Annotated in this window: 13 protein-coding genes; 7 read left to right on the top strand and 6 right to left on the bottom strand. The window is 54.3% G+C overall.

Translation table 11 applies throughout. The features are described from left to right. Positions 1-87: 87 nt before the first annotated feature. Positions 88-537, bottom strand: a complete 450-nt coding sequence (locus tag QA596_10165; protein ID MDG5767831.1) for a hypothetical protein — start codon at positions 535-537, stop codon at positions 88-90. Positions 538-1,214: 677 nt separating this feature from the next. Here QA596_10165 and pruA point away from each other — a divergent pair. The 6 genes from pruA to QA596_10135 all read left to right on the top strand — a co-directional run bounded on the left by pruA (position 1,215) and on the right by QA596_10135 (position 13,144). Further along, positions 1,215-2,840, top strand: coding sequence for an L-glutamate gamma-semialdehyde dehydrogenase (gene pruA, locus QA596_10160; GenBank protein MDG5767830.1), 1,626 nt, complete (start codon positions 1,215-1,217; stop codon positions 2,838-2,840). A 325-nt stretch (positions 2,841-3,165) separates the two neighbouring features. Then, the gene (locus QA596_10155) at positions 3,166-4,365 is read left to right on the top strand and encodes an efflux RND transporter periplasmic adaptor subunit (protein ID MDG5767829.1); all 1,200 of its coding nucleotides are present in this window, start codon (positions 3,166-3,168) and stop codon (positions 4,363-4,365) included. A gap of 3 nt (positions 4,366-4,368) precedes the next feature. Continuing rightward, on the top strand, positions 4,369-7,728 hold the full coding sequence (locus QA596_10150; GenBank protein ID MDG5767828.1) for an efflux RND transporter permease subunit: 3,360 nt from the start codon (positions 4,369-4,371) through the stop codon (positions 7,726-7,728). Positions 7,729-7,965: 237 nt separating this feature from the next. Further along, positions 7,966-11,103, top strand: a complete 3,138-nt coding sequence (locus QA596_10145; GenBank protein MDG5767827.1) for an efflux RND transporter permease subunit — start codon at positions 7,966-7,968, stop codon at positions 11,101-11,103. 526 nt (positions 11,104-11,629) lie between these two features. Then, a complete protein-coding gene (locus QA596_10140) occupies positions 11,630-12,538 on the top strand; it encodes a hypothetical protein (protein MDG5767826.1) in 909 nt (302 codons plus the stop codon). Positions 12,539-12,637: 99 nt separating this feature from the next. After that, positions 12,638-13,144, top strand: a complete 507-nt coding sequence (locus tag QA596_10135; protein MDG5767825.1) for a hypothetical protein — start codon at positions 12,638-12,640, stop codon at positions 13,142-13,144. Between the two features lie 139 nt (positions 13,145-13,283). On the opposite strand, the gene QA596_10130 is transcribed toward QA596_10135, so the two are convergent. The 4 genes from QA596_10130 to QA596_10115 all read right to left on the bottom strand — a co-directional run bounded on the left by QA596_10130 (position 13,284) and on the right by QA596_10115 (position 18,576). Continuing rightward, positions 13,284-14,270, bottom strand: coding sequence for an NAD-dependent epimerase/dehydratase family protein (locus QA596_10130; protein ID MDG5767824.1), 987 nt, complete (start codon positions 14,268-14,270; stop codon positions 13,284-13,286). 27 nt (positions 14,271-14,297) lie between these two features. Next, positions 14,298-15,485 (bottom strand): glycine C-acetyltransferase, encoded by a 1,188-nt coding sequence (gene kbl / locus QA596_10125; GenBank protein MDG5767823.1) that lies wholly within the window; start codon positions 15,483-15,485, stop codon positions 14,298-14,300. A 334-nt stretch (positions 15,486-15,819) separates the two neighbouring features. Then, entirely contained in the window at positions 15,820-17,742 is a 1,923-nt protein-coding gene (locus tag QA596_10120) for a M13 family metallopeptidase (GenBank protein ID MDG5767822.1), read from the bottom strand. 369 nt (positions 17,743-18,111) lie between these two features. Then, positions 18,112-18,576, bottom strand: a complete 465-nt coding sequence (locus QA596_10115) for a YtoQ family protein (GenBank protein MDG5767821.1) — start codon at positions 18,574-18,576, stop codon at positions 18,112-18,114. A 409-nt stretch (positions 18,577-18,985) separates the two neighbouring features. Between QA596_10115 and QA596_10110 the strand changes: the two genes are divergently transcribed. After that, positions 18,986-20,350, top strand: a complete 1,365-nt coding sequence (locus QA596_10110; GenBank protein ID MDG5767820.1) for a TrpB-like pyridoxal phosphate-dependent enzyme — start codon at positions 18,986-18,988, stop codon at positions 20,348-20,350. A gap of 118 nt (positions 20,351-20,468) precedes the next feature. On the opposite strand, the gene QA596_10105 is transcribed toward QA596_10110, so the two are convergent. Beyond that, positions 20,469-22,064 carry an alpha-L-arabinofuranosidase C-terminal domain-containing protein gene (locus QA596_10105; protein ID MDG5767819.1) on the bottom strand — a complete coding sequence of 532 codons (1,596 nt, stop codon included), beginning with the start codon at positions 22,062-22,064 and terminating at the stop codon, positions 20,469-20,471. Positions 22,065-22,117: the final 53 nt, after the last annotated feature.

The raw sequence follows: 22,117 nt of genomic DNA, 5'->3' as shown, positions 1-22,117 counted from the left end.
AGGATGGGCGGCGGTTACATCCGAACGATGATTCGGCGTAACCAGATTGGAAAAAAGTGGTGATATGATGAATAAACGCCACCACGATCAGTTGAAAACGAATTCGCTTCGGGATTGAAAGGGGGCGTCGTAGTCCATGATTTCGCTGTCAAGAGCGACAACCATGGCTATGTAGGCGTTGCGGCGGATTTCTTCTGACGGGTGTTCTACAGAGAGGTCTCTGAGCAGATCGGCCAACAGTGCGGGAGTCTCCCGGTTGGTGTTGCCAAGCAGACGCTCGATATCGTTGATGATTGGATTAAGCACTTCCGTCCGGCGTTCGCCTCTGGTTTCCTCATAGAGATTGGCCGTAAGTGTGCCGAGTGAATCGGTACCAAGAACAGCATCGTTAATGTCCAGCACCCATACAGCAGTTTTGACATCCGCTTTCTCATAGGTTGCCGGAGTACTGTTGAAGATCAGCAGAGCCGCTCCAATGACAATGGGTACCAGCGCTGCAAAGATAATGGTCGGGGTGTTTTTAAGTGGATTTCTCATAGGTCTGTTTTTTTTGTTTGTTAGGTATTCGGTCGCTTTGTGTATAATGCGATGTTTCATGATTTGTGTCTTATTTGTTTTTGTTTTTTGTAATGACTCAAATTTCTGGAACAAGAGAGAAACTCTTTCTCTCGATCTGTTACAAAGATAACTAATTTTTTGATAAAAACGTTTCTCCTGTTCCATATAAAAGGATTTCACCAGGAAAAGTGTCGGTTGTGAAAGGGCTTTTCCAGGAATTAAAATGGGGTGCTTCACACTATTATTTTATCGTTATCAAATGTGATAGCGCTTTTCTGGGAGCTAAAATTCGGTCGAATCGCTTTCAGAAAAAAAGTTTAAAAAAATGTATGAAACCAGAGTTGGAAGGGCTTTTGCTTGTGTATTAAATTATGGTTATCTCAAGATTTGGGTGGAAATCCGATCTAAAAAGAAAAAAAGATGTCTGGGAAATGAGATAATGACAGTCAGGAAACGGAGAAATGGCAACCGGTAGATTTTGATTACGCACTGTTTTTATTGAAATCGAACCGAAATTGCAAAGGATCTGTGGATTTGCTGGATTCTTAAACGCGCTATGCCTTATTTTGTCGGCTCACCATGGAACTCACTGCGCGGAAAAAGCGCTTGAATAGTATACTGTATCACACAATTTGAATAAACAAACAGGAGCAGGCATGACTCAGGCCCATTTCAATGTACCCGTACCCAGGAATGAACCCTATAACTCTTATGCCCCGGGAACTCCGGAGCGGGAGGGGTTGAAAGCGGCGATCAAGCGTTTATCGTCACAGGAAGTGGATATTCCCCTGATCATCGGCGGGGAGGAAGTCCGCACAGGCGATACCAGCCCCGTAGTGATGCCGCACAACCACGGCCACAAACTCGGAACGCTTCACAAGGCCGGAGAGAAAGAGGTGGAAAGAGCCATTGAGGCGGCGCTTGATGCCCGTTCGGTATGGGCGGCTACCCCCTGGGAAGAGCGTGTTGCGGTTTTTCTGAAGGCAGCCGATCTGCTGACCGGCACCTGGCGCTACACCATTAACGCCGCTACCATGCTGGGTCAGTCGAAAACCCCGCAACAGTCGGAAATCGAAGCGGTAGGGGAGCTGGCGGATTTCTTCCGGTTCAACGCCTACTATCTCACCAGCGTGATGGCCGATCAGCCCAGTTCGCCCGAAGGGATGTGGAACAAGGTAGAGTACCGTCCGCTGGAGGGTTTTCTCTTTGCCGTAACGCCATTCAACTTTACGGCCATCGGAGTGAACCTGCCGACTTCCATGGCCATGTGTGGAAACGTGGTGCTCTGGAAACCCGCAACCAGCTCCATCTATTCCAATTATTATGTGATGCGTCTGCTGCAGGAAGCGGGACTCCCCGACGGGGTGATCAATTTCCTGCCGGGTTCGGGCCCGAATGTCGGCAACCCGGTCATCCGGAGTCCGCATTTTGCCGGACTGCAGTTCACCGGATCCGAAGGCACGTTCAACCACCTTTGGAAAAGTATCGCGGATAATATCGACAAATATCACTCTTACCCGCGTATTGTCGGGGAGACCGGAGGCAAGGATTTTATCTTCGTCCATAACTCGGCCTCGGTGGAAGAGGTAACGGTCGCCGCTCTCAGAGGTGCCTTTGAATACCAGGGACAAAAATGCTCGGCGGCATCCCGCATGTATGTGCCGGAGTCGTTCTGGCCCGGGTTCCGCGAATCCTTCCTCAAGGAAGTGGCCGCGATAAAGACCGGCGACGTACAGGATTTTTCAACATTTATGGGCGCTGTTATCGATAAGAAAGCGTTCGACAGCATCACCGGCTATATTGATTTCGCCAGGGAAGCGGAAGATGCCGAAATCATCGCCGGAGGCGGTTACGACGATTCTACCGGTTATTTCGTGGAACCGACGGTCATCCTCACCACCAATCCCCGGTTTAAGACGATGGAGGAGGAGATATTCGGACCGGTTCTTACGATCTTTGTCTATAAGGACGACAGCTTCGAGGAGACCCTCAAGCTCTGCAATGAAACTTCGCCATACGGTCTGACCGGTGCGATTTTCGCCAAGAATCGCTATGTCCTCAAGAAGATGGCCGATGCCCTGCGTGATGCCGCCGGCAACTTCTACATCAACGACAAGCCGACGGCGGCGGTGGTCGATCAGCAGCCGTTCGGCGGTGCCCGCAGGTCCGGCACCAACGACAAGGCCGGTAGTCGGCAAAATATGCTGCGCTGGCTCTCCGCACGCTCGATCAAGGAAACGTTTGATCCGCCGCGGGAATGGCGTTATCCCTATATGGATTGACTCCGGACAGAGACTGCCGGGCGGGATGAAGGCACGCATATAACCATCAGAGGGAGGATTGAGGCTATGTTGTACCAATGCGGCAGATGTGACAGGCCACATTGAATCAATATTGTGCTAAATCGGCAATCAATTGAACCCGCAAACTTTAGCGGCGCACGAACGTCTAATTGCCAGAAAGTGTTTTTCGCCAGAGCCTGCTCTGCCGTGCAGGTGATGAAATAATGATTTTTTACCGCTTCCGTTCTTACCATAACAAATATAGACCAATTCATTGACCTTGCAATTATTACACCGTTTTTTCCTGTTTCTTTTCGTTGCCTTGATGGCAGCTTGTGGCTCCGATAATGGCGGTCCCCAGGGTCCCGGTTCAGGACCGGGAGGATGGGGCCAACCCCGCGGCCAGGCCGTAAGCGTCGAGGCCGAATCCGTCACCACCTCTTCCATCTCCGACCAGGTGCGCTCTTTCGGCACCATCAGGGCACAGGATGTGATATCCATCATTCCCCAGGTGAGCAACCGCGTTACCCGTATTCACGCCGATCTTGGTGACTCGGTTTCGAGCGGAGAAGTCCTTGCCAAAATTTATGATGTGCCTTACCGGGATGCCCTTGAACAGGCCCGGGCGCAACTCAGGCAGAGCCGGTCGGCCTTTGAGCGGGACAGTTCCGCCTTCGTCAGGCAGCAGCAGCTCTATGAACGTGGAGCCAGCAGTTCCAGCGAATTTGAGGACGCCCGAAGCGCATTCGAAAGCAGCCGGGCTCAGCTGGAATCGGCCCGGGCCGCCCTCACACAAAGCCGAGAGGACCTGGAAAATACCGAAATTCGTTCACCGGTGGATGGGGTTGTCCTGCAACGTATGATCGCCGAGGGCGATCTGGCCCGCACCGGCGAAGCGGCATTTGAAGTGGCCAATTTGGTCGGCTACGAAACACGTCTGTTCCTGCCGATGCAGGATTGGGAAGATCTGAGTATCGGACTGCCGGTGGCTCTGAGCTTGTCCAACCGTGAAGAACTTGCCGCCGAGGGCGTTGTGTCCCGTATCAGTCCACAACTCAATCCCAATAGCGGTCTGGGTGAGGTGGTGGTGAGCCTGACCAACGTAACCCGCTCTATCAGGCAGGGAGCGCTGGTGGAAGCGCGCATCACCCTTATCACCCACGAGGATGCCGTCGTGATCCCGCGATCCGCCATGCTGGAACAGATCGATACCTACATCGAGCCGGAAACAAATACCGTCGAAATCCGGCGTACCTACAACGCGTTTGTTGTGGCTGGGGACACGGTCGCGCAGCAGCGGGAACTGGAAATCGGACTCGAGCAGGGCGAGCGGGTCGAAGTGTTGTCGGGCCTTGAAGCGGGAGAACAACTCATTATTACCGGTCAGCGTAACCTGATGGACGGGCAACCGGTACGAGTCGTCGGCCGTGACCGGCCCGGAGCCGGGGACGGACAACAGCTGGAAGCAGATCGACAACAACCGGGCCAGGGACAGGGACGCGGCCAAGGGCGCAGCAACCGCTAATTTATGAAGAATTTATCCAGACTTGCAGTCAACCGGCCTGTCACCTTTCTGATGGCAAGCCTGATACTTATCGGATTCGGGATTTTCGGGCTGATGAATCTGCGCTTGAATCTCTACCCGGATGTCTCGTTCCCGACCGTGACCGTCTACACCACCTACGAAGGGGTCGCTCCGGAAGATATCGAAACCCTCATTACCCGGCCCATCGAAGAGACCGTCGGCAGTGTTTCGGGCATCCAGCGGGTACGGTCGCAGTCCAGCCAGGGAGCATCGGTCGTTCGCCTCAACTTCGACTGGGGCACCGATCTGTTTTTTGCTGAAACCGAGGTGCGCAAGCAGCTCGATATGATCCGCCGAACACTTCCCCGGGATGCCGAACAGCCCGTTGTTTTTTCCTACGACCCCAACGACGAGCCGGTGGTGGTGCTCACCCTCACCAGTCAGACCCGCAGCCCCAGGGAGTTGCGCACCATCGCCACCCAGCAGCTGGAACAGCGCATTGAGCGGATCAGTGGTGTCGCCTCCGCCGCCACCGCTGGCGGTTACGAGCGGCAGATCAACATTCGGTTGCGCAATGCCGATATGCGTGCCTACAACCTCAGTATCTCCGATATCGCAGCAACACTGCGCGACGAGAATATCCAGGTACCGGCCGGCCAGCTCGAAGAGGGCGAAACCACTTACTCGCTCAGAACGGTTGGAGATTTCCGGAATATCGACCAGATCCGCAGTGCCATCGTCGGCACCAACGAGGGCAACCCCGTGTACCTGAGGGATGTCGCCCGGGTGGAAGACGGCATCGCCCAGCCTATCGGCAACGTGCGTGTTCAGGGCAACGACGGTGTCATCCTCAATGTGTACCGCCAAAGCGACAGCAATGTGGTGATGGCGGCCGGCGGAGTGATGGGCTCCCTGGATGACCTTCGCGCCATCCTGCCATCCGGCGTTCAGCTGGATGTGCTCACCAACCAGGCCGATTTCATCGAGATGTCCATCCGCAACCTGATTCTGACCGGCCTGCAGGCCGTGTTCCTGGTAATGCTGATGCTGCTGCTTTTTCTGCGCAGCGGCCGCTCATCGCTCATTGTGGCCATCTCCATCCCCGTGTCGATCATCGCGACCTTCAGCATTATGCACTGGGCGGATGTGAGCATGAATATCATTTCGCTGTCGGGACTCACCCTGGCCGTCGGCCTTGTTGTGGACAACGCCGTGGTGGTACTGGAGAACATCTTCCGGTTCCGCGAGGATGGGGAGAGCGGCAGGGATGCGGCGATGCAGGGAGCCAGGGAAGTATCCGGTCCGGTGGTGATGTCCACGCTGACCACCCTCGTTGTTTTTCTCCCGGTCCTTTTTGTGCCGGGCATCGCCGGTCTGCTGTTCCGTGATCTGGCCCTTACCGTTTCGTTCGCGCTGATTGTTTCGGTGCTGGTGGCACTGACCCTCATCCCCGTTATGGCTTCCCGTTTTTTCGGATGGGAGCAGCGGCGGAAAGAGGCGGAAGCTTCGGAATCGGACGCCGGCTCTGAGCGCGAATCATCCACCGACAAGCAGACTTCCCCTGGTACGCAACAGATCTCCGGCGCAGATCGCAATCCGTCCGCGCTCCGGCGTCTGCTGGAGTGGCGCCGAAGGTCCATCACCACCCGCATTCTCAGCATTCCGGTTTTTCTGGTGTTCCTGCCGGTGTATCCGGTGTACCGCGCACTGGCATGGCTGTTCCATCTGATAGGTACGTTTTTTGCCCAAAATGTGGCTCCGGCACTTGGGCGAGGATTCGACAGGGTCGAGAACGGCTACCGCCAGACCATCGACAACGTTCTTCACCGCAGCGGACTAACAGTGCTGTTCGCCTTCCTTCTCCTGTTGATATCGCTCCCGATTTTTTACCAGCTTGGCGGTGAATTTTTTCCGGAAGTCGATGAAAACAGGATCGTGCTTGAGGTCCAGCGTGAACCGGGTGTCAACCTGTTCGAGCTTGAGCGAACCATTCGTCAGGTTGAGGAGGTCATCGCCCGTGAAGTACCCGAAACCCGGCTTGTGGTTTCGGACTATGGCGACAAAATCGGCATCGAAGGGGCCGACAACCCCGGCGGTAATCAGGGAGTGGTGCGTATTGAACTGGTTCCGGTTCAGGATCGGTCGCGCAGCCAGTTCCAAATCACCGCTTCGCTGCTGGAGGCCCTGATGGAAGTACCCGCCGCCAACATCCGGGAGTTGCGGGAAGATCCGCTCAGTCCGGATGGTGAAACCGGCCTGATTGTTCAAATATACGGATTCGACCCGGAGGTTCGCGAAGACCTGGCATACGCAGCCATGCAGCGGATGCGCGGCATCGAAGGTATCACCGGCCTGTTCAGCACCGCTGACCAGGGGCGACCCGAACTGCGCCTCATCATGGACCGAGAACGGATTGCGCGCGTTGGTATGACTACCGCTCAGGTGACCAGCGCCGTGAGTGACGCGGTTCGCGGCAACCTCGCCACCACATTTGTGGATCAGGGCATTGAGTTTGAAGTACTGGTGCAGCTTGACCCGTTCGACCGTGCACATTCCGGCATGGTGGATGAGATCCAGATCCGCACCCCGCAGGGCGACTGGATGCCCCTGAAGAACCTCGCCCGCATCGAGCGCGTAACCGGTCCGGCCAGCATCCACCGCATCAACCAGGAACGCATGGTTGAAGTCAACGCCGACCTGGGCGGCATTGATCTGCAAACCGCCACGCAGCGCACGCGCGACGCACTCAACACCCTGCAATGGCCCGAAGGGTACCGCTATGAAGTGGGGGGCGCCGCCGAAGATCAGCAGCGTTCGTTTTTCTACCTCATGATCGCTTTCATTGTGGCGGGTGTACTGACCTACATGGTGATGGCGTCCCAGTTCGAAAGTCTGCTTGAACCGCTGATTATTATCGTCACCATCCCCCTGGCCCTCACCGGCGTGCTGCTCATGCTCTGGGCCACCGGCACTCCGGTAAGTGTAACCGCCATGGTCGGATTGGTTCTGCTTACCGGCATCGTGGTCAACAACGGCATTGTTATGATCGACTATATCAAAATCCTGCAGGCTCGCGGTCAGGAGCGGCATCAGGCGATCGTTAACGGTGCCTCGCGCAGGCTTCGCCCGATTCTGATGACCGCCCTCACCACGATTCTGGCCATGACCCCGCTGGCGCTGCAGCTTGGCGCCGGGTCGGAAACCTGGAGCCCGATGGCACGAACCGTGATCGGCGGGCTGGCCATGTCGACCCTGCTCATGCTTTTTGCAGTACCGTGCATGTACAATCTCGTTAACCGTATGGCCGAAAAAGCCGGCTTCACCGGTTTGCGCAAGGAAGATCCGCTCGTGCAGGAAGGATGAAACCGAAAAGCCATCACACCGAAAACCAAACAACGATTGAAATCCGGATCCGACAGCAGCCTGAACACGCGGAACATATGACAGCATCAACACGCTTGACCAACAACAGCATCAGCATGCGGAGCCGGCGTCAGCATTACCGGTAAACCGCGCACCGAGGTCAACCGACCAACGATACCAAACCCGATAAGTAGCCGGAATCGCCATTGAGGGCGCCCGGTACCACCCGACAGACCGATGAAAAAGATTACTATCACAGAACGAATACTGAAGCGGCCGGTCACGGTCTTCATGATGTCGCTGCTCGTGGTGGGGTTCGGCCTGTTTTCGCTGGCGAATCTGAAAATCACGCTGATGCCGCAGTTCAACATCCCCGTGCTCGCGGTTTCGGTGAACTACGCCAACGTGGCGCCCGACGATATGTCACGGCTCGTTGTAGAGCCCATCGAAGGCGCCATTATGGGGGTGGAGGGCATCGACCAGCTGGAGTCGAATGTGCGGCGCGGCGGAGCGTTTCTGATTCTGAGCCTGAAGCCCGGTGCCGATGTCCAGTACACGGAGATGAAGTTGCGGGAGGCCATGGACCGGGTGCGGCCTCAGCTGCCTACCGAGGCCAATGAGCCGGTGATCTTTCAGTTCGATCCGGAAAGCGCCCCGATCATCCAAATCAGCGTGGAATCGCCGGTATTGGGTCTCGATGAATTGCGGCAGCTGTCGGCCGAGTTGATTGAGCCGAGATTTGAACGATTGCGCGGAGTCGCGTCGGCCGAAACGCAAGGCGGACTCGAACGCAGCTTTTTTGTCAGTCTCGATCCCGCCGCCATGAGCCGCCACCGGGTGGTGCCGTCTGATGTCGTATCCGCCATCCAGGACAATAATGTCAACCAGCCGATCGGTAACCTGGTCGCCGACCGCGTCAGTTACAGCATCCGGGCCGAATCGATGTTCCGGTCGCTGGAGGAGATCTCGCAGACGATTGTCAGGAACGGCGATGACGGTGCGCTCATCCGCGTTTCCGATGTTGCCCGGGTGGAAAACACCTTCGCGGACATCAACTCAATCGAGGAGGTCAACGGCAAAAACAGCGTAACGGTACAGATACAGAAACAGTCCGATGCTAACACTCTCGATGTGGCCCATGCGGTTATTGATGAAATGCAGGGTATGGGTGAAGTGCTGCCCGCCAGTGTTACCATGCAGGTGCTTAGCAACGAAGGAGATTTCATCGAGGAATCCATCAACAACCTGGCACAATCGGCTGTCATTGCGCTTACCGTAGTAATTTTTATTCTGCTGTTGTTTATGGGCGGATGGCGTGTGGCCCTGGTAGTTGCGATGAGCATTCCTGTTTCAATTACCGCCACGTTCGCCGCCATGTATGCGGTGGGCATCACCCTGAACATCATCTCCATAACGGGATTGGCGCTGGCAATCGGGCTGCTTGTGGACAACTCCATTGTGGTCACCGAAAGTATTGCCAACCGACTGGTCCAGGGGCAGAATCGATTCCGCGCCGCCCTGGAGGGCACCAATGAAGTGGCCGGAGCGTTGCTAGGCTCCACACTAACCACTCTGGCCGTTTTTGTTCCGATTCTCGGGGTTACCGGAGTCACCGGAACCATCACCCGCGATCTGGCACTGACAATATCAATCGCCATCACCAGCTCTTTCCTGGCTGCAATCATTCTCATACCGGTGCTGGCATCTCTGGTGTTACGGCCCGAGCAGTTCACACGGCGCAAGGGGATGTTCAAACTCATCCACCTGGTCGAAAAAAACTATGGAAAAATCCTGTTCTGGATCCTGCGGCGGAAGTACGTGGTGGCCATGTTTGTGCTTCTGGTGATCGGAGGCTCGCTGTTCCTGTTCCGGACCATCCCCGGTGAGTTTTTCCCGGAAAGCGATACGGGCGAATTCGATATGCGTGTTGATCTGCCGGCCGGCACCCAATTGACATCCACCGCAGAACTGCTCCGCAATTATTCCGACGATCTGCTGGAAATGCCCGAAGTACGAACCGTCATAACAAGTATCGGGCGGCAGCGATGGTCCACACAAAGCAATATCGGGGAGATCAAGGTGTTGCTGGTGGATCAGCGCGAGCGAAGAAAAACCACCGATGATGTTATCGCCGAGGTGACCGATCGGTTTGAGGACCCCGGTGTAGAGCTGGACATATCGGTCGCGGGATCGGGGCCGGGCGGCATGCGAGGCGGCCGATGGGGTCCCCGCGGGCTCCAGGTAACGCTGTACGGCCCTGATATGGAAAGACTTCGAGAACTGTCCTACCGGATTGAAGAACGCCTGATTCGGGAGCCGGAGGTGATGTCGGTCTCCAATCCGAGATCGCGGCCCGGTCCGGAGTTTGAATTCCACCCGGACCGCGAGCGGATTGCCCGGCTGGATGTGCGTACCATGCAGGTGGCAAGCGCGTTTGGCACCCAGGCGCGTGGCAGTCGCGGCGGATACTACCTGGAGCAGGGGCGGGAAATCCCTATTGAGATCCGCAATGTCCGGGACCGTTTTGAAAACCGGGAGGATATGTTTGCCCTGGAGCTGCTTCAGCTGGATGACGCGCGTGTGCCGATTACCGCGCTGGGCAGTTTCGAATTGAGGGAGAGCATGCAGCGGCTGTCGCGCCGTGACCGGGAGCTGGTACTCGACATGAGCATCATGATCAATGTAGAGCACGACCGGTACCGCAGTGTGGTGGACGATATCATCACCAACGAAATCGTTCTTCCGGACGGGTATCGATATGATTTTAGCGGCAGGTCGCGCTTCCAGGACGACAGTGCCCGCGAAATGGGTATCGCGTTTATCTTCGCTCTGCTGCTCACCTATATGGTGATGGCGTCCCTGTTTGAAAACTTCCGCGACCCGTTTATCATCATGTTCACCGTACCTCTGGCCTTCTTCGGATCGCTGGTGTTTCTTTTTGTCACCGGAACCCCGCTGAGTGTGCCGGCTTATATCGGTATCGTGATTCTGGTGGGTATTGTCGTGAACAACGGGATCGTACTGGTTGACTATATCCATCAAAGCACCGGCAGAAAACTGGCCGGCAGCGGATCGGGACCGGTTTCGGATCAGAGCCTGATTCCTGACCGCGCCTATCTGATCGCCTTCCTCCAGGCATGCAAGCGCAGAATGCGTCCGATTCTGCTCACCGCCATGACCACCATCTTCTCCATGATTCCGCTGGCCCTTGAGCTGGGCGTGGGGGCCGAGACCTGGAGTCCGCTTGCCAAGTCGGTGATCGGCGGACTCGCTTTTGCGACGCTGTTGACCCTTTTCGTGGTTCCCGCCATTGTGATCGGTATTTCCAAAGAGCGGCGCGATCTGTTTAAAAAAGGCATTTCGCTGACGAAATAGGGTTGCAGGATCGGCCGGTTTGTGTGATCCATGTCCGTATAACGTGACTCGCACCCATATTTTGTCTGCCTGGGACGTGACAATTTTTGGATTGTGACCGGCCTGGTTTCTGATCTTCGTTCTGATATCTCCATAGCAACTCCATGGCATCCCCATGAAAAAGGAGCTATTTCATGGGTTATATGGCGCTTCCCTGCGAATTGGACCGGGCTGAATAGAGTTTCCGGAATAGGATGAGCCGTCATGCGCCGGGTCCTGCGCCTTTAGTCTGAAAGGACTTGCACACCTCTTGAATACACTGACTGTTTTTTTGCGGCGATCGTCTAAAGGCATCGGTATCTCATACGGCAGGAAACGGCGATAAGCCCGGATTCGCGGACAGATACCGGGTTTCGGCCATGTCTTTTTTTTTCGAAAAAAAGTGTAAGGATCCACCGGCATTGGACTCTCAAGAGTACCGAATCATAACTGAGGTCTGAGGAGCCTAAGTTGATAAATTATAACTATAAATCATGGGTGTCGGATTATGAAAAACAACAGAAATAAATCGATCGCAATGACAGCAATATTACTTCTGTCTTTCTTTTTTGTGACATATTGTACACATGATATGGGCGACAAGGGAGTTATCCAGAAACCGGATGAGACCCTTGAGCAGTATCGGGTGGTCGGGATGTTACACAACGAGGTTATGGCGGATGTGCTTGCTGACCTGCAAGGAAATACGGAACCTTTTGAAGACCGGTCTTCCGCAATTCGCTTTATGGAGGAGTCACTTACCAACAGCATTGCTTCAAAGGAGTTAATGCACAATATGGACAAAGGTGATATTCGTAAAATAGTTGCAGGAGAATTGATCAATGCACAGTCGGATGACCATCTTGGTAATGTAAACAAAGCGGGACATGTAATGGATCGGCTGAGTGCCTCGGCAGTTGAAAATCTCACTGAACAGCAGTGGGATATTTTGGAGGAAGTGGACCGAATCATTGAAACCTCTGAAAACGGGGAGGAGATGATCAGTGCCCTTGAACGCATTAATTCAAGTGATGCGGTTCAGAAGCTGGATCCTGAGCAGCGATATGTCATCTATGCGGCTACTTCTGTTGGTATTGAATCGGCTGAGTATTGGGAGCAGCATTATGAGGAGTGGGTCAAGGCTCTGGTCGGAAGCGACTACGCTGAATATCACAAGTCTCTCAACGCCGATTTTTTTGATGAAATCCAGTGGTTTAATGGAAGGTCAATGGTCAGAGCCGATGTCGGCGGAGCAGTGGGCGGTGCAGTTGCAGGATGTATGGGAGGAGCCGTTGTTGGTGGAATTGGTTGTGGCCCGGGAGCCGCAGCTGGTGCCCTTGGCACGTCGGCCGGAGCTTCGGCCACAAATGCCGCAAAGCAGTTGTTTGATCGAATCTTTGATAATGGAGGTAGTTGATTACCAGTAGTTAATGATATCCAGGTATCCGGGCTTCAATCATACGTGGTTGAGGTCCGGATTTATTTCTATAACGAACAATCTTCAAATGGAGCTGCCATGGGAGAAAAAATTATGACAGAAAAAAGAAACTCAATCATAGCCGGAATTGCTTTCGGCCTGTTATCGGGGCTTTTTTATGCGTTTTATATTGCAATTGAATATGCCTTGATTGCCGGTCCAGTAACAGGACTTGCTGTTGGAGTTGCGATGTATTACTTCGTGACCTCCAGGATGGTAAAAGAGCAGACTCAAATTGAAAACATGAAAGGAGAGTCGATTATCCGTTCGGGTGGGGCTAATCATTTGAAGAATGTTGAATCAGTTGGAGGGGTTCTTTATCTGCTTGAAGATAGAATCCATTTTAAATCACATAAACTTAATGTTCAGAACCATGAAGAGATCATTGGAATTGGTCAAGTTCAGGAGGTCGGCTTCTATAATACTTTGGGAATTATACCGAATGGACTTTCAATTAAAAAAGATGATGATAAGGTAGAGCGATTTGTGGTTAATGGAAGGAGGAAATGGAAGGAAGAAATTGAGAGACTAAAATCTGAGGACTAAAAACAGATGGTTAATCCTGGGCAGTGAAAAAAAAGGATCAATGGTTTCACCCGGTCGGGGTCATATTACATGACGCTACACCTTTACGCCGTCTCTTCCATCGCCTGACTTGGGTCTTGTGTGGTCATATCATATGATGCTACACTTTTTCTGGTGAAAAGCGGTATTCGGAGTTTGAAAGGAAAAAGGTGGTAACAGTTGCATCAAGATCAAATTCCGGGTGCCAGCTCCAGTCTTCACGCGCCGCCCGGTCATCGACGCTGTCCGGCCAGCTCCTGGCGATGGAATCGCGCTCATCCGGTGCATAACGAACACGAAATCGACGTCTGTGCTTTTGGATGGCCTCTTCAAGATCGCCGGGGGTGAAACTCATGGCCGTGATGTTGTAGCTGGTGCGAATCCCGATCTGGCCGGCCTCGGCCGCCATCAGTCGAAGCGCGGCATTTACCGCATCATCCATGTACATCATGGGAAGCGGAGTTTCACGGTCAACCGGACACTCGAATTCGCTCCCGGAGGCCGCACGCTTCAGCATGTCAACGGCATAATCGGTGGTGCCGCCGCCGGGCTCCGATCTCCAGCCGATCAGGCCCGGGTATCTGAGACTTCTGACATCCACCCCGTATCGTCGGTGATAATACGCGCACCAGTGCTCGCCGGCCACTTTACTGATGCCATAAACGGTTGTGGGATTGAGCGGCGTATTTTGAGGAGTCCGGTGCGCAGGGGCATCCGGTCCGAATACGGCAATGGAACTGGGCCAGAAGATGCGCATGCCCGGTTCGGTGCGGCCCAGCTCCAATACATTAAGCAGGCCGTTGATGTTGAGGCGCCAGGTGGCTTCAATCTGTTTTTCGCCGCGGGCCGAGAGGATGGCCGAGAGGTGATATATCGTCCCAATACGGTACCCTTCGGCCAGGCTGAAAAGCGCGCTCCTGTCCAATACATCGAGAAACTCAAAAGGCCCGTCCGGCAGGCCAACGGCATATTCCGGTTTTCGTATATCGGTAGCGATTACGTTGTCTGCCCCGACTTTCTTGCGAAGCCGGGTTGTGAGTTCGATCCCAAGCTGACCGGCCGCACCTGTGACGAGAATCCGGTTGTTGTTCTGTTGCGAAGCGCTCATTGGTTGATTTTGGTGATGCGAATTGGATTAGATCACTCCGAGGCGGTTGCCGATATTCCGGAATGCGGTGACAGCACGTTCCAGATGCGCCTGTTCGTGAACGGCCGAAAGCTGAACGCGGATGCGCGCCCGGCCTTTGGGGACGACCGGATAATAGAATCCGGTCACATAAATACCTTCATTAAGCAGGTCGGCGGCAAATTTCTGGGCGATTTTGGCGTCGTACAGCATAACCGGCACGATCGGGTGCTCTCCATCCGGGATGTCAAATCCGGCGCAGGCCATTTCCGAGCGGAACCAACGGGTGTTCTCCATGAGCCGTTTGCGCAAATCACCGGTGCTTTCCAGCAGATCCAGTGCCGCAATGGAGCCGCCGACAACTGCGGGGGCAACGGTGTTGGAAAACAGATATGGGCGGGATCGTTGCCGCAGCAGATCGATCACCTCTTTGTGTGAGGCGGTAAAGCCACCTGAGGCCCCGCCAAGGGCCTTGCCGAAAGTGCCGGTGATGATATCCACCCGGCCCATGACATTATGGTATTCATGCACGCCGCGGCCCGTAGGACCCACAAAGCCGGTAGCATGACATTCATCCGACATCACAAGCGCATCGTACCGGTCCGCCAGATCACAGATTTTATCGAGCTGTGCGATGGTACCGTCCATCGAAAACACGCCATCGGTAACGATAATCCGGTGTCGCGCATCAGAAGCCTCTTTCAGCCTGGCCTCCAGATCAACCATGTCATTGTTCTTGTACACATACCGGCGGGACTTGGTCAGGCGCACCCCGTCGATAATGGAGGCGTGGTTGAGCTGATCGGAGATGATGGCGTCTTCGGGGCCGAACAGCGGTTCGAACACCCCGCCATTGGCATCAAAGGCGGCGGCATAGAGAATGGCATCCTCCATCCCCACAAAATCGGCGATTTTCCGCTCCAGCTCCCGGTGGATGTCCTGGGTGCCGCATATGAAGCGTACCGACGACAGGCCGAAACCCCGTTTATCAACCGCACTTTTGGCCGCCTCAACGATCCTGGGGTGGGATGAGAGTCCGAGGTAATTGTTGGCGCAGAAGTTGATGACTTCCCTGCCGTCGTCGGTGGTGACATCCGCGCCCTGGGGCGATGTGAGCACTCGCTCTGTTTTATAGAGTCCATCTTCCCGGATAGTGGCAAGTTCCTTTTGAAGCTCTTTTTGAAGTGATCCGTACATGGAAATATGGCTGAAAAAAGTCTCGTTTGCGTTCCGTCAAAAATCGTTATTGCGTGATGCAGGTGTTTCAGCAATTGCCCTTCACCCATTCCGGAATTTGTCACCTGGTGGTCACATGCGGTTGCCGAATAATCAGGTCCGGCAGGCGAGGGGTGAAAGAAGCAAGCACCACAAGCGCCGAAGTCAGATCATCACCGGAATAACACTGCAGAGGTCACGCACGCTCTGTATCCTGAAAACACAATAGCTACTATTGGCAGAAACAGCAAGAGTCAACGTAACGTTGCCTTTGGGTTGCATTCGGTTTTTCGGGCAAGGGAACGCCACCACAATCCTACCAGATGCGTACGCGAATATCCTCTTCGCGATACATCGGGTCACCCGGCTGCACCTCAAATGCCTCATAAAACTCCGGCATATTGGACAGGATGCCCAGCACGCGGTATTTGCCGGGGGAATGCGGACCGGTAACCAGCTGTTGGCGAAGTGATTCGTCACGGAACTTGATACGCCAGATCTGACCCCAGCCCATGAAGAACCGCTGTTCGCCGGTAAATCCGTCGATAACAGGCGATTCTGCTCCTTCCAGAGAGTTGCGCCATGCCCTGAGGGCCACGTTCATCCCGCCCAGGTCGGCGATATTTTCGCCCAGGGCCAGTTCGCCGTTGATATGCAGGTCCTCGATCGGGTTGAAGGCATTATACTGCTCGATCATAAGCTGTGCACGCGCCTGGAATTGCTCCTCATCCTCCTGGGTCCACCAGTCGCGCAGGTTGCCGTCACCATCCGATCGCCGGCCCTGGTCGTCGAAGCCGTGTGTGATTTCGTGGCCGATAACCGCGCCGATACCACCGTAATTTACAGCATCATCGGCATCCACATTGAAAAACGGCGGTTGCAGGATGGCGGCGGGGAAGACGATCTCGTTGAGGACCACATTGTAATACGCGTTGACAGTTTGGGGAGTCATGCCCCACTCTTCGCGATCCACTTCCTGTCCGAGCCGACCGGTACTTCGCTCATATTCGCAGAGTGATGCGCGGCGCAGGTTGCCGATCAGGTCATCGGGAAAAATCTCCAGGCAGTCATAGTCGCGCCAGACTTCAGGGTATCCGATTTTGGCGTTGAAATTGGCCAGTTTGGCCAGGGCCTCCTGTTTTGTGTCGTCGGTCATCCAGTCCAGTTCGTGGATGGATTCTTCGAAAGCGACCTTCAGATTATCGATCATGTCGGCCATTCGGTCGGCGGCCTCCTGCGGATAGTGGCGATCCACATATTTTTTACCCACCAGGAAACCAAGCGTGCTTTCGGTACTCGATACGGCGCGGCGTTCACGGGTGCGTTGCTCTTCCAGGCCGCTGAGCGCTCTTCCGTAAAAATCAAAATGGATGTCGGCAAAGGTGCTGCTCAGGTTTGAGGCCGTACTGCGCAGCAGATGGAATCGCAGGTACGTTTTCCAGTCATTCAGCTCCACTTCCCGCCACATGTCTGCGAACGACTCAAAATAGGAGGGCTGTCGGATGACTATTTCCTCGACATCACCCAGTCCGGCCTGATCAAGCAGGCGCAGCCAGTCGAAGCCGGGAGCTGTTTCGGTAAGTTCGGTCACCGTCATCTTGTTGTAGGTCGCCTGGCGGTCGCGGTTCTGGACGCGTGTCCAGTGTTGTTCGGCAAGCGCTGTTTCCAGCGCGATGATGCGATTGGCGGCATCTTCACCGTCGCCCCACGCTGCCGCGTCCCAAAGGCGGGTGATGTAGGTGCGATAGGCATCCAGAAGCTGAAGGCTGCGATCGTCGTCACGCAGATAGAAATCCCGGTCGGGAAGTCCCAGCCCTGACTGTGTTCCCGAGGTGATGTACTGATCGGACTGCATCAGGTCCAGCCCGACATAGACACTCACCGGCGATCCGAAACGGTACCGCTGGTTGTATCCCCAGAATTCGGGCAGGGTGTCATGGCTCTGCAGGGCGTCGATACGGGCCAGGTCGGAGCTGATCGGTTCCAGTCCGAGCTGTTCGATGGCGAGCGTATCCATGAAAGAACGGAACATGTCCCCGATTTTTTGTCCGTCGGATCCATGGGCGTGAGTGTCTTCCGACAGCTCCAGGATAATCTCAAGCACGTGCTCCTGCGACTGCTCTCTGAGCTCGTCAAAGCTTCCCCATCGGGCACGGTCGGCGGGGATATCGGTTTCTTCCAGCCAGTTGCCGTTCATGAACCGGTAGAAATTATCCTGCGGACGCACCGAGGTATCCATGTTATCCAGGCTTATTCCGGACTGCAAGGATGAGGCTGCCTGTGTGTCATAGTCACTGCCAACAGATTCCTGCACTTTTTGTGAACAGGAAAACAGAGTAAGGAGTGAGATTGTCAAAAGAGAGATAAAAACGGGCTTCAGCATTATTCAGATGGTTTGGATAGGTTTAGATTCCGTGCGCAGGTCGAAGTGTCTCTGCGTCTCGATTTCAATATGATCCGGTTGAGGTGATTGAGGGCGTCCGATTGAGTAAAAAACGCGTCAATATACGAAAGTAACTAACGGCTGGCCGAACAAAACGTTCGCTCCCGATGATGTTTTTACGGGAAGGGTGACATTTTGTTACCTTATTGAACCCCGGTGTCCGGCTCAGTTGTCGCCGGCGGGCAGTTCTCCGGTGAGGATGTACTGCAGGATATCCACGACCTGCTCCGGTTTTCGGGCTACCGCGTTGGCCGCCTGATCGACTTCCTTTAAAGCGTGGTCGAACTCTTCGGGGTGGATGATGACCAGCGGCTTGCCGAGCGCCGCGGCATAACCGGCGTCGAATGCGGCGTTCCATTGGCGATATTTATCCCCGAACGCGACAACCACCACATCCGCCTGCTCCATGAGGCTGCGGGTCCGGATGGCATTGATCCCGGCACCCTTGCGATCCTTCCAGAACGGTTGCTCTTCCTCACCCAGAATCGCCGTTCCGCAGTTGTCGCTGGCATTGTGATCGATTACCGGTCCGGTGCACAAAATCGGCAGGTTGCGTTCGTTGATCATTTGAATCAGCCGGGTTCGCCAGTCCGAGTGAATTTCGCCGGCAAGATAGATACTCCAGTTCATGGGAAATCGGGGTTATGTTGCAAAAAGAGTCGTTGTAAAAATCGCTGCCATAGCCAGGGGTTTCCTTGCAGCCTGGCGGAAAATAGGAAAATAAGATCATTTTTGCCCGGTCGCCGATGCCGTCGGCAAGTGAAGCCGGACACGCTGCGGAACCTCCTCACGTATCGGGATTCTTAAATTTATCGCCGTGGATGATTGTGTGCATCTATCCGGCATTGATTTTCCACCGGAGCATCTGTGGATGGTGTTGCTTGGCAGAGCATTCAAACATATCCCTTCAAAGCCGGTTTTTTCACAGGAATTTTATTCAATTATCTCTTATTCTGTTTTGGCCGCAAACCCGGAAGCACAGGCCGAGGGAACCCGGCGCCAATGCCAATCACAATTGTAACCAAAGGAATATATCGGTATGAGCAACAGAAAAATCCTGCTGAATGAATCGGAAAAGCCTACTCACTGGTACAATATCGCGGCTGATATGCCCAACAAGCCGCAGCCGCCACTGAATCCGAAGACCATGCAGCCGGCGGGTCCCGATGACCTCTCACCGATATTTCCGATGGGATTGATCCAACAGGAGGTATCCACCGAAAAGTATATTGAGATACCGGATCAGGTGCAGGATATTTACAACATCTGGCGGCCGTCTCCGCTCTACCGCGCCCGGGGCCTGGAAAAAGCGCTGGACGCTCCGGTTAAAATCTACTACAAGTATGAAGGCGTGAGTCCGAGCGGATCACACAAGCCCAACACCGCCGTTGCCCAGGCCTATTACAACAAGCAGGAGGGAGTCAAAAAGATTGTTACCGAAACCGGTGCGGGACAGTGGGGGACGGCTCTTGCCTTTGCCTGCGGCCAGCTCGGACTCGAATGCGAGGTGTACATGGTGCGCATCAGTTTCGACCAGAAACCGTACCGCAAGATCATGATGAACACATTCGGCGCCGATGTCCATCCGTCCCCAAGCGACCGGACACAGGCCGGACGAAATATCCTTGCCGAGGATCCCGATTCGCCGGGCAGCCTCGGAATCGCGATCTCCGAAGCAATTGAGATGGCGGTAGCGGACGAAACGCACAAGTATGCTTTGGGCTCGGTACTCAACCACGTATTGCTGCACCAGACCGTTATCGGTCAGGAGGCCGAAAAGCAGCTCGAAATGGCAGGCGACTACCCGGATGTCATTATCGCCCCGCTTGGAGGCGGCTCCAATTTTGCCGGTATCGCGTTTCCGTTTATAGGCAAGAACATCACCGAAGGGAAGACGACGCGGTGCATCGCGGTGGAACCCGCATCCTGCCCGAAACTGACGCAGGGCGAATTCATGTACGATTACGGCGATAACGCAGGTTACACGCCGCTGCTGCCGATGTATACCCTCGGGCACAATTTCCGGCCGGCTGCCATCCATGCCGGCGGACTCCGTTATCATGGTGCCAGTGTACTCTGCAGCCAGCTCCTCAAGGACAATCTGATCGAAGCCCGGGCGCTTCAGCAGCTGGAGTGTTTTGAAGCCGGTGTGCTGTTTGCCAGATCGGAGGGCATTATCGCTGCGCCCGAAGCAACCCATGCCGTTGCCCAGGTTATCCGCGAAGCCGAACAGGCCAAAAAGGAGGGCACGCAGAAAACCATCCTTTTCAACATGTGCGGACACGGTTTTGTAGATATGAAAGCGTACGAAGATTACTTCGCAGGGGTACTGTCAGATCACACCTTTACCGGCACCGAGCTTCAGGACAGCCTGAGCGAAGTCCGTTCCATTCAGCCAAAGTAATTGATCAGGGCGTGAAAGCACAGGGTTGCTATCTTTGTGCAGACACGCCGATCTGATGCGGTACAACCAGCATTATCGCAGCCTCAAAATAAGGCCGGATCGGGATTAACCGCCCGGTTCAGGGATGCAGAGTAAGTACAGTCAAAGATTGCGGCTGTACGGTTACAGATACGTTGCTCCCGTCTACCTGTGCTGATATCTCTCGGGGTGACACATTGTCCGGATCATCAAAGGAGTTTACCGCATCTATTTCCGACGCGTACAGGGTTTCACCTGTAACACCGGCAATGGAGTGCCCATCCAACGAAAGTTCAAATGAAGCCTGGTTGTTTGGGTCAATATTGGTGATGGCCACATAGATCCGCCCGTCGACACCTTTTGCCGCAATGGCATCTATTTTGGGCAGGGTTATGTCCCCGGCCTGGTAAGTCCCTTGATCGAAATCTATTGCCAGGCGCGTGGCATTCTGGAAAGGAACGTACATGCGGAATGCGTGATAGGTCGGCGTTAACACCATCTGTTCTTCGTCGGTGAAGATCATTGCCTGCAGCACGTTGACCATCTGAGCGATGTTGGCTCCCCGAACCCGCTCGGCATGGCGTGCGAAGATATTCAGGTTTAATGCAACGATCATCACATCACGCTGGGAATTTTGCTGTTGCAGGTGACCGGGATTTGTTCCCTCGGTTGGCTCATACCAGGTGCCCCATTCATCAACCAAAATGGAGACTTCTTTATCAGGGTCGTACCTGTCCATGATCTCTTTATTCTCGATAATAAAATCATCCATCCCGAGCGTCTCCTCTAACACCACCGCATACTCCAGCTCATTGAAGCCGGTTGCGGGATATTGGGGCGGCCATCCGCCGCGGGTATATCTGTGCAGTGAGAGGGCATGAATATCCCAGGTCCAGTTACGGTCCGCCCAGGCTTCCATGATCACTTCCGTATAATCCAGGCTCTCTTCAACATCGGGATCAGGTCCGACGGCAACAAACTGAGTTGAAACATCATCATTATAATTATACGTGAAACTGGCCATGCGAATCATTTCACGTACATACTCATCCGCGGTCAGCATTCCGCCGCATCCCCATGATTCATTCCCAATTCCCCAAAAAGCGACCTCGTAAGGTTCAGGGTGGCCGTTTTGTGCTCGTTCTTCCGCCAGTGATGTGCCGGTTGCTGTCAGATATTCCAGCCAGTCGGTAGCCTCCCGTATCGTGCCCGAGCCCAAATTCGCAGAGACAAAAGCTTCGGAGCCAACCTGGGACAAAAAGTCAAAGAACTCATGGGTTCCAAAGGTATTGGGTTCCGGAGATCCACCCCAGCTTACGTTAATTCTGGATTTTCTTTCGTCGGGAGCGCCGATACCGTCACGCCAGTGATACTTGTCGGCAAAGCATCCGCCCGGCCAGCGAATATTCGGGATTTTCAGCTCTTTCAGCGCCTCAACGACATCATTACGAATACCGCGGGTATTTGGGATATCCGAGTCGGGCCCAACCCAGACACCTCCGTAAATTCCCGTGCCGAGGTGTTCTGCAAACTGTCCGAAAATATGCCGGTTGATTACCGGCCCTTCATCTGACGGATCAATGGTAATCTTGACAGGCTCACTACTTTGGGCGATTGAAGAATTCGCCGCCATCCCGCACCATGCGAAAAAAAAGATGGTGATGGCAATCTGGAAACGTTGTTTGTGAGTGTTCATGTGTTTAAAATATTTGATTCACAAGGACACATAGAATGTCCATGACGATTTTA

It is taken from the genome of Balneolales bacterium ANBcel1 (assembly GCA_029688905.1).
In the GTDB taxonomy this organism is placed as follows: Bacteria; Bacteroidota; Rhodothermia; order Balneolales; family Natronogracilivirgulaceae; genus SLLW01.
Note: the sequence above shows the minus strand (reverse complement) of the source record. Positions and strands in the feature narration are given on the sequence as shown.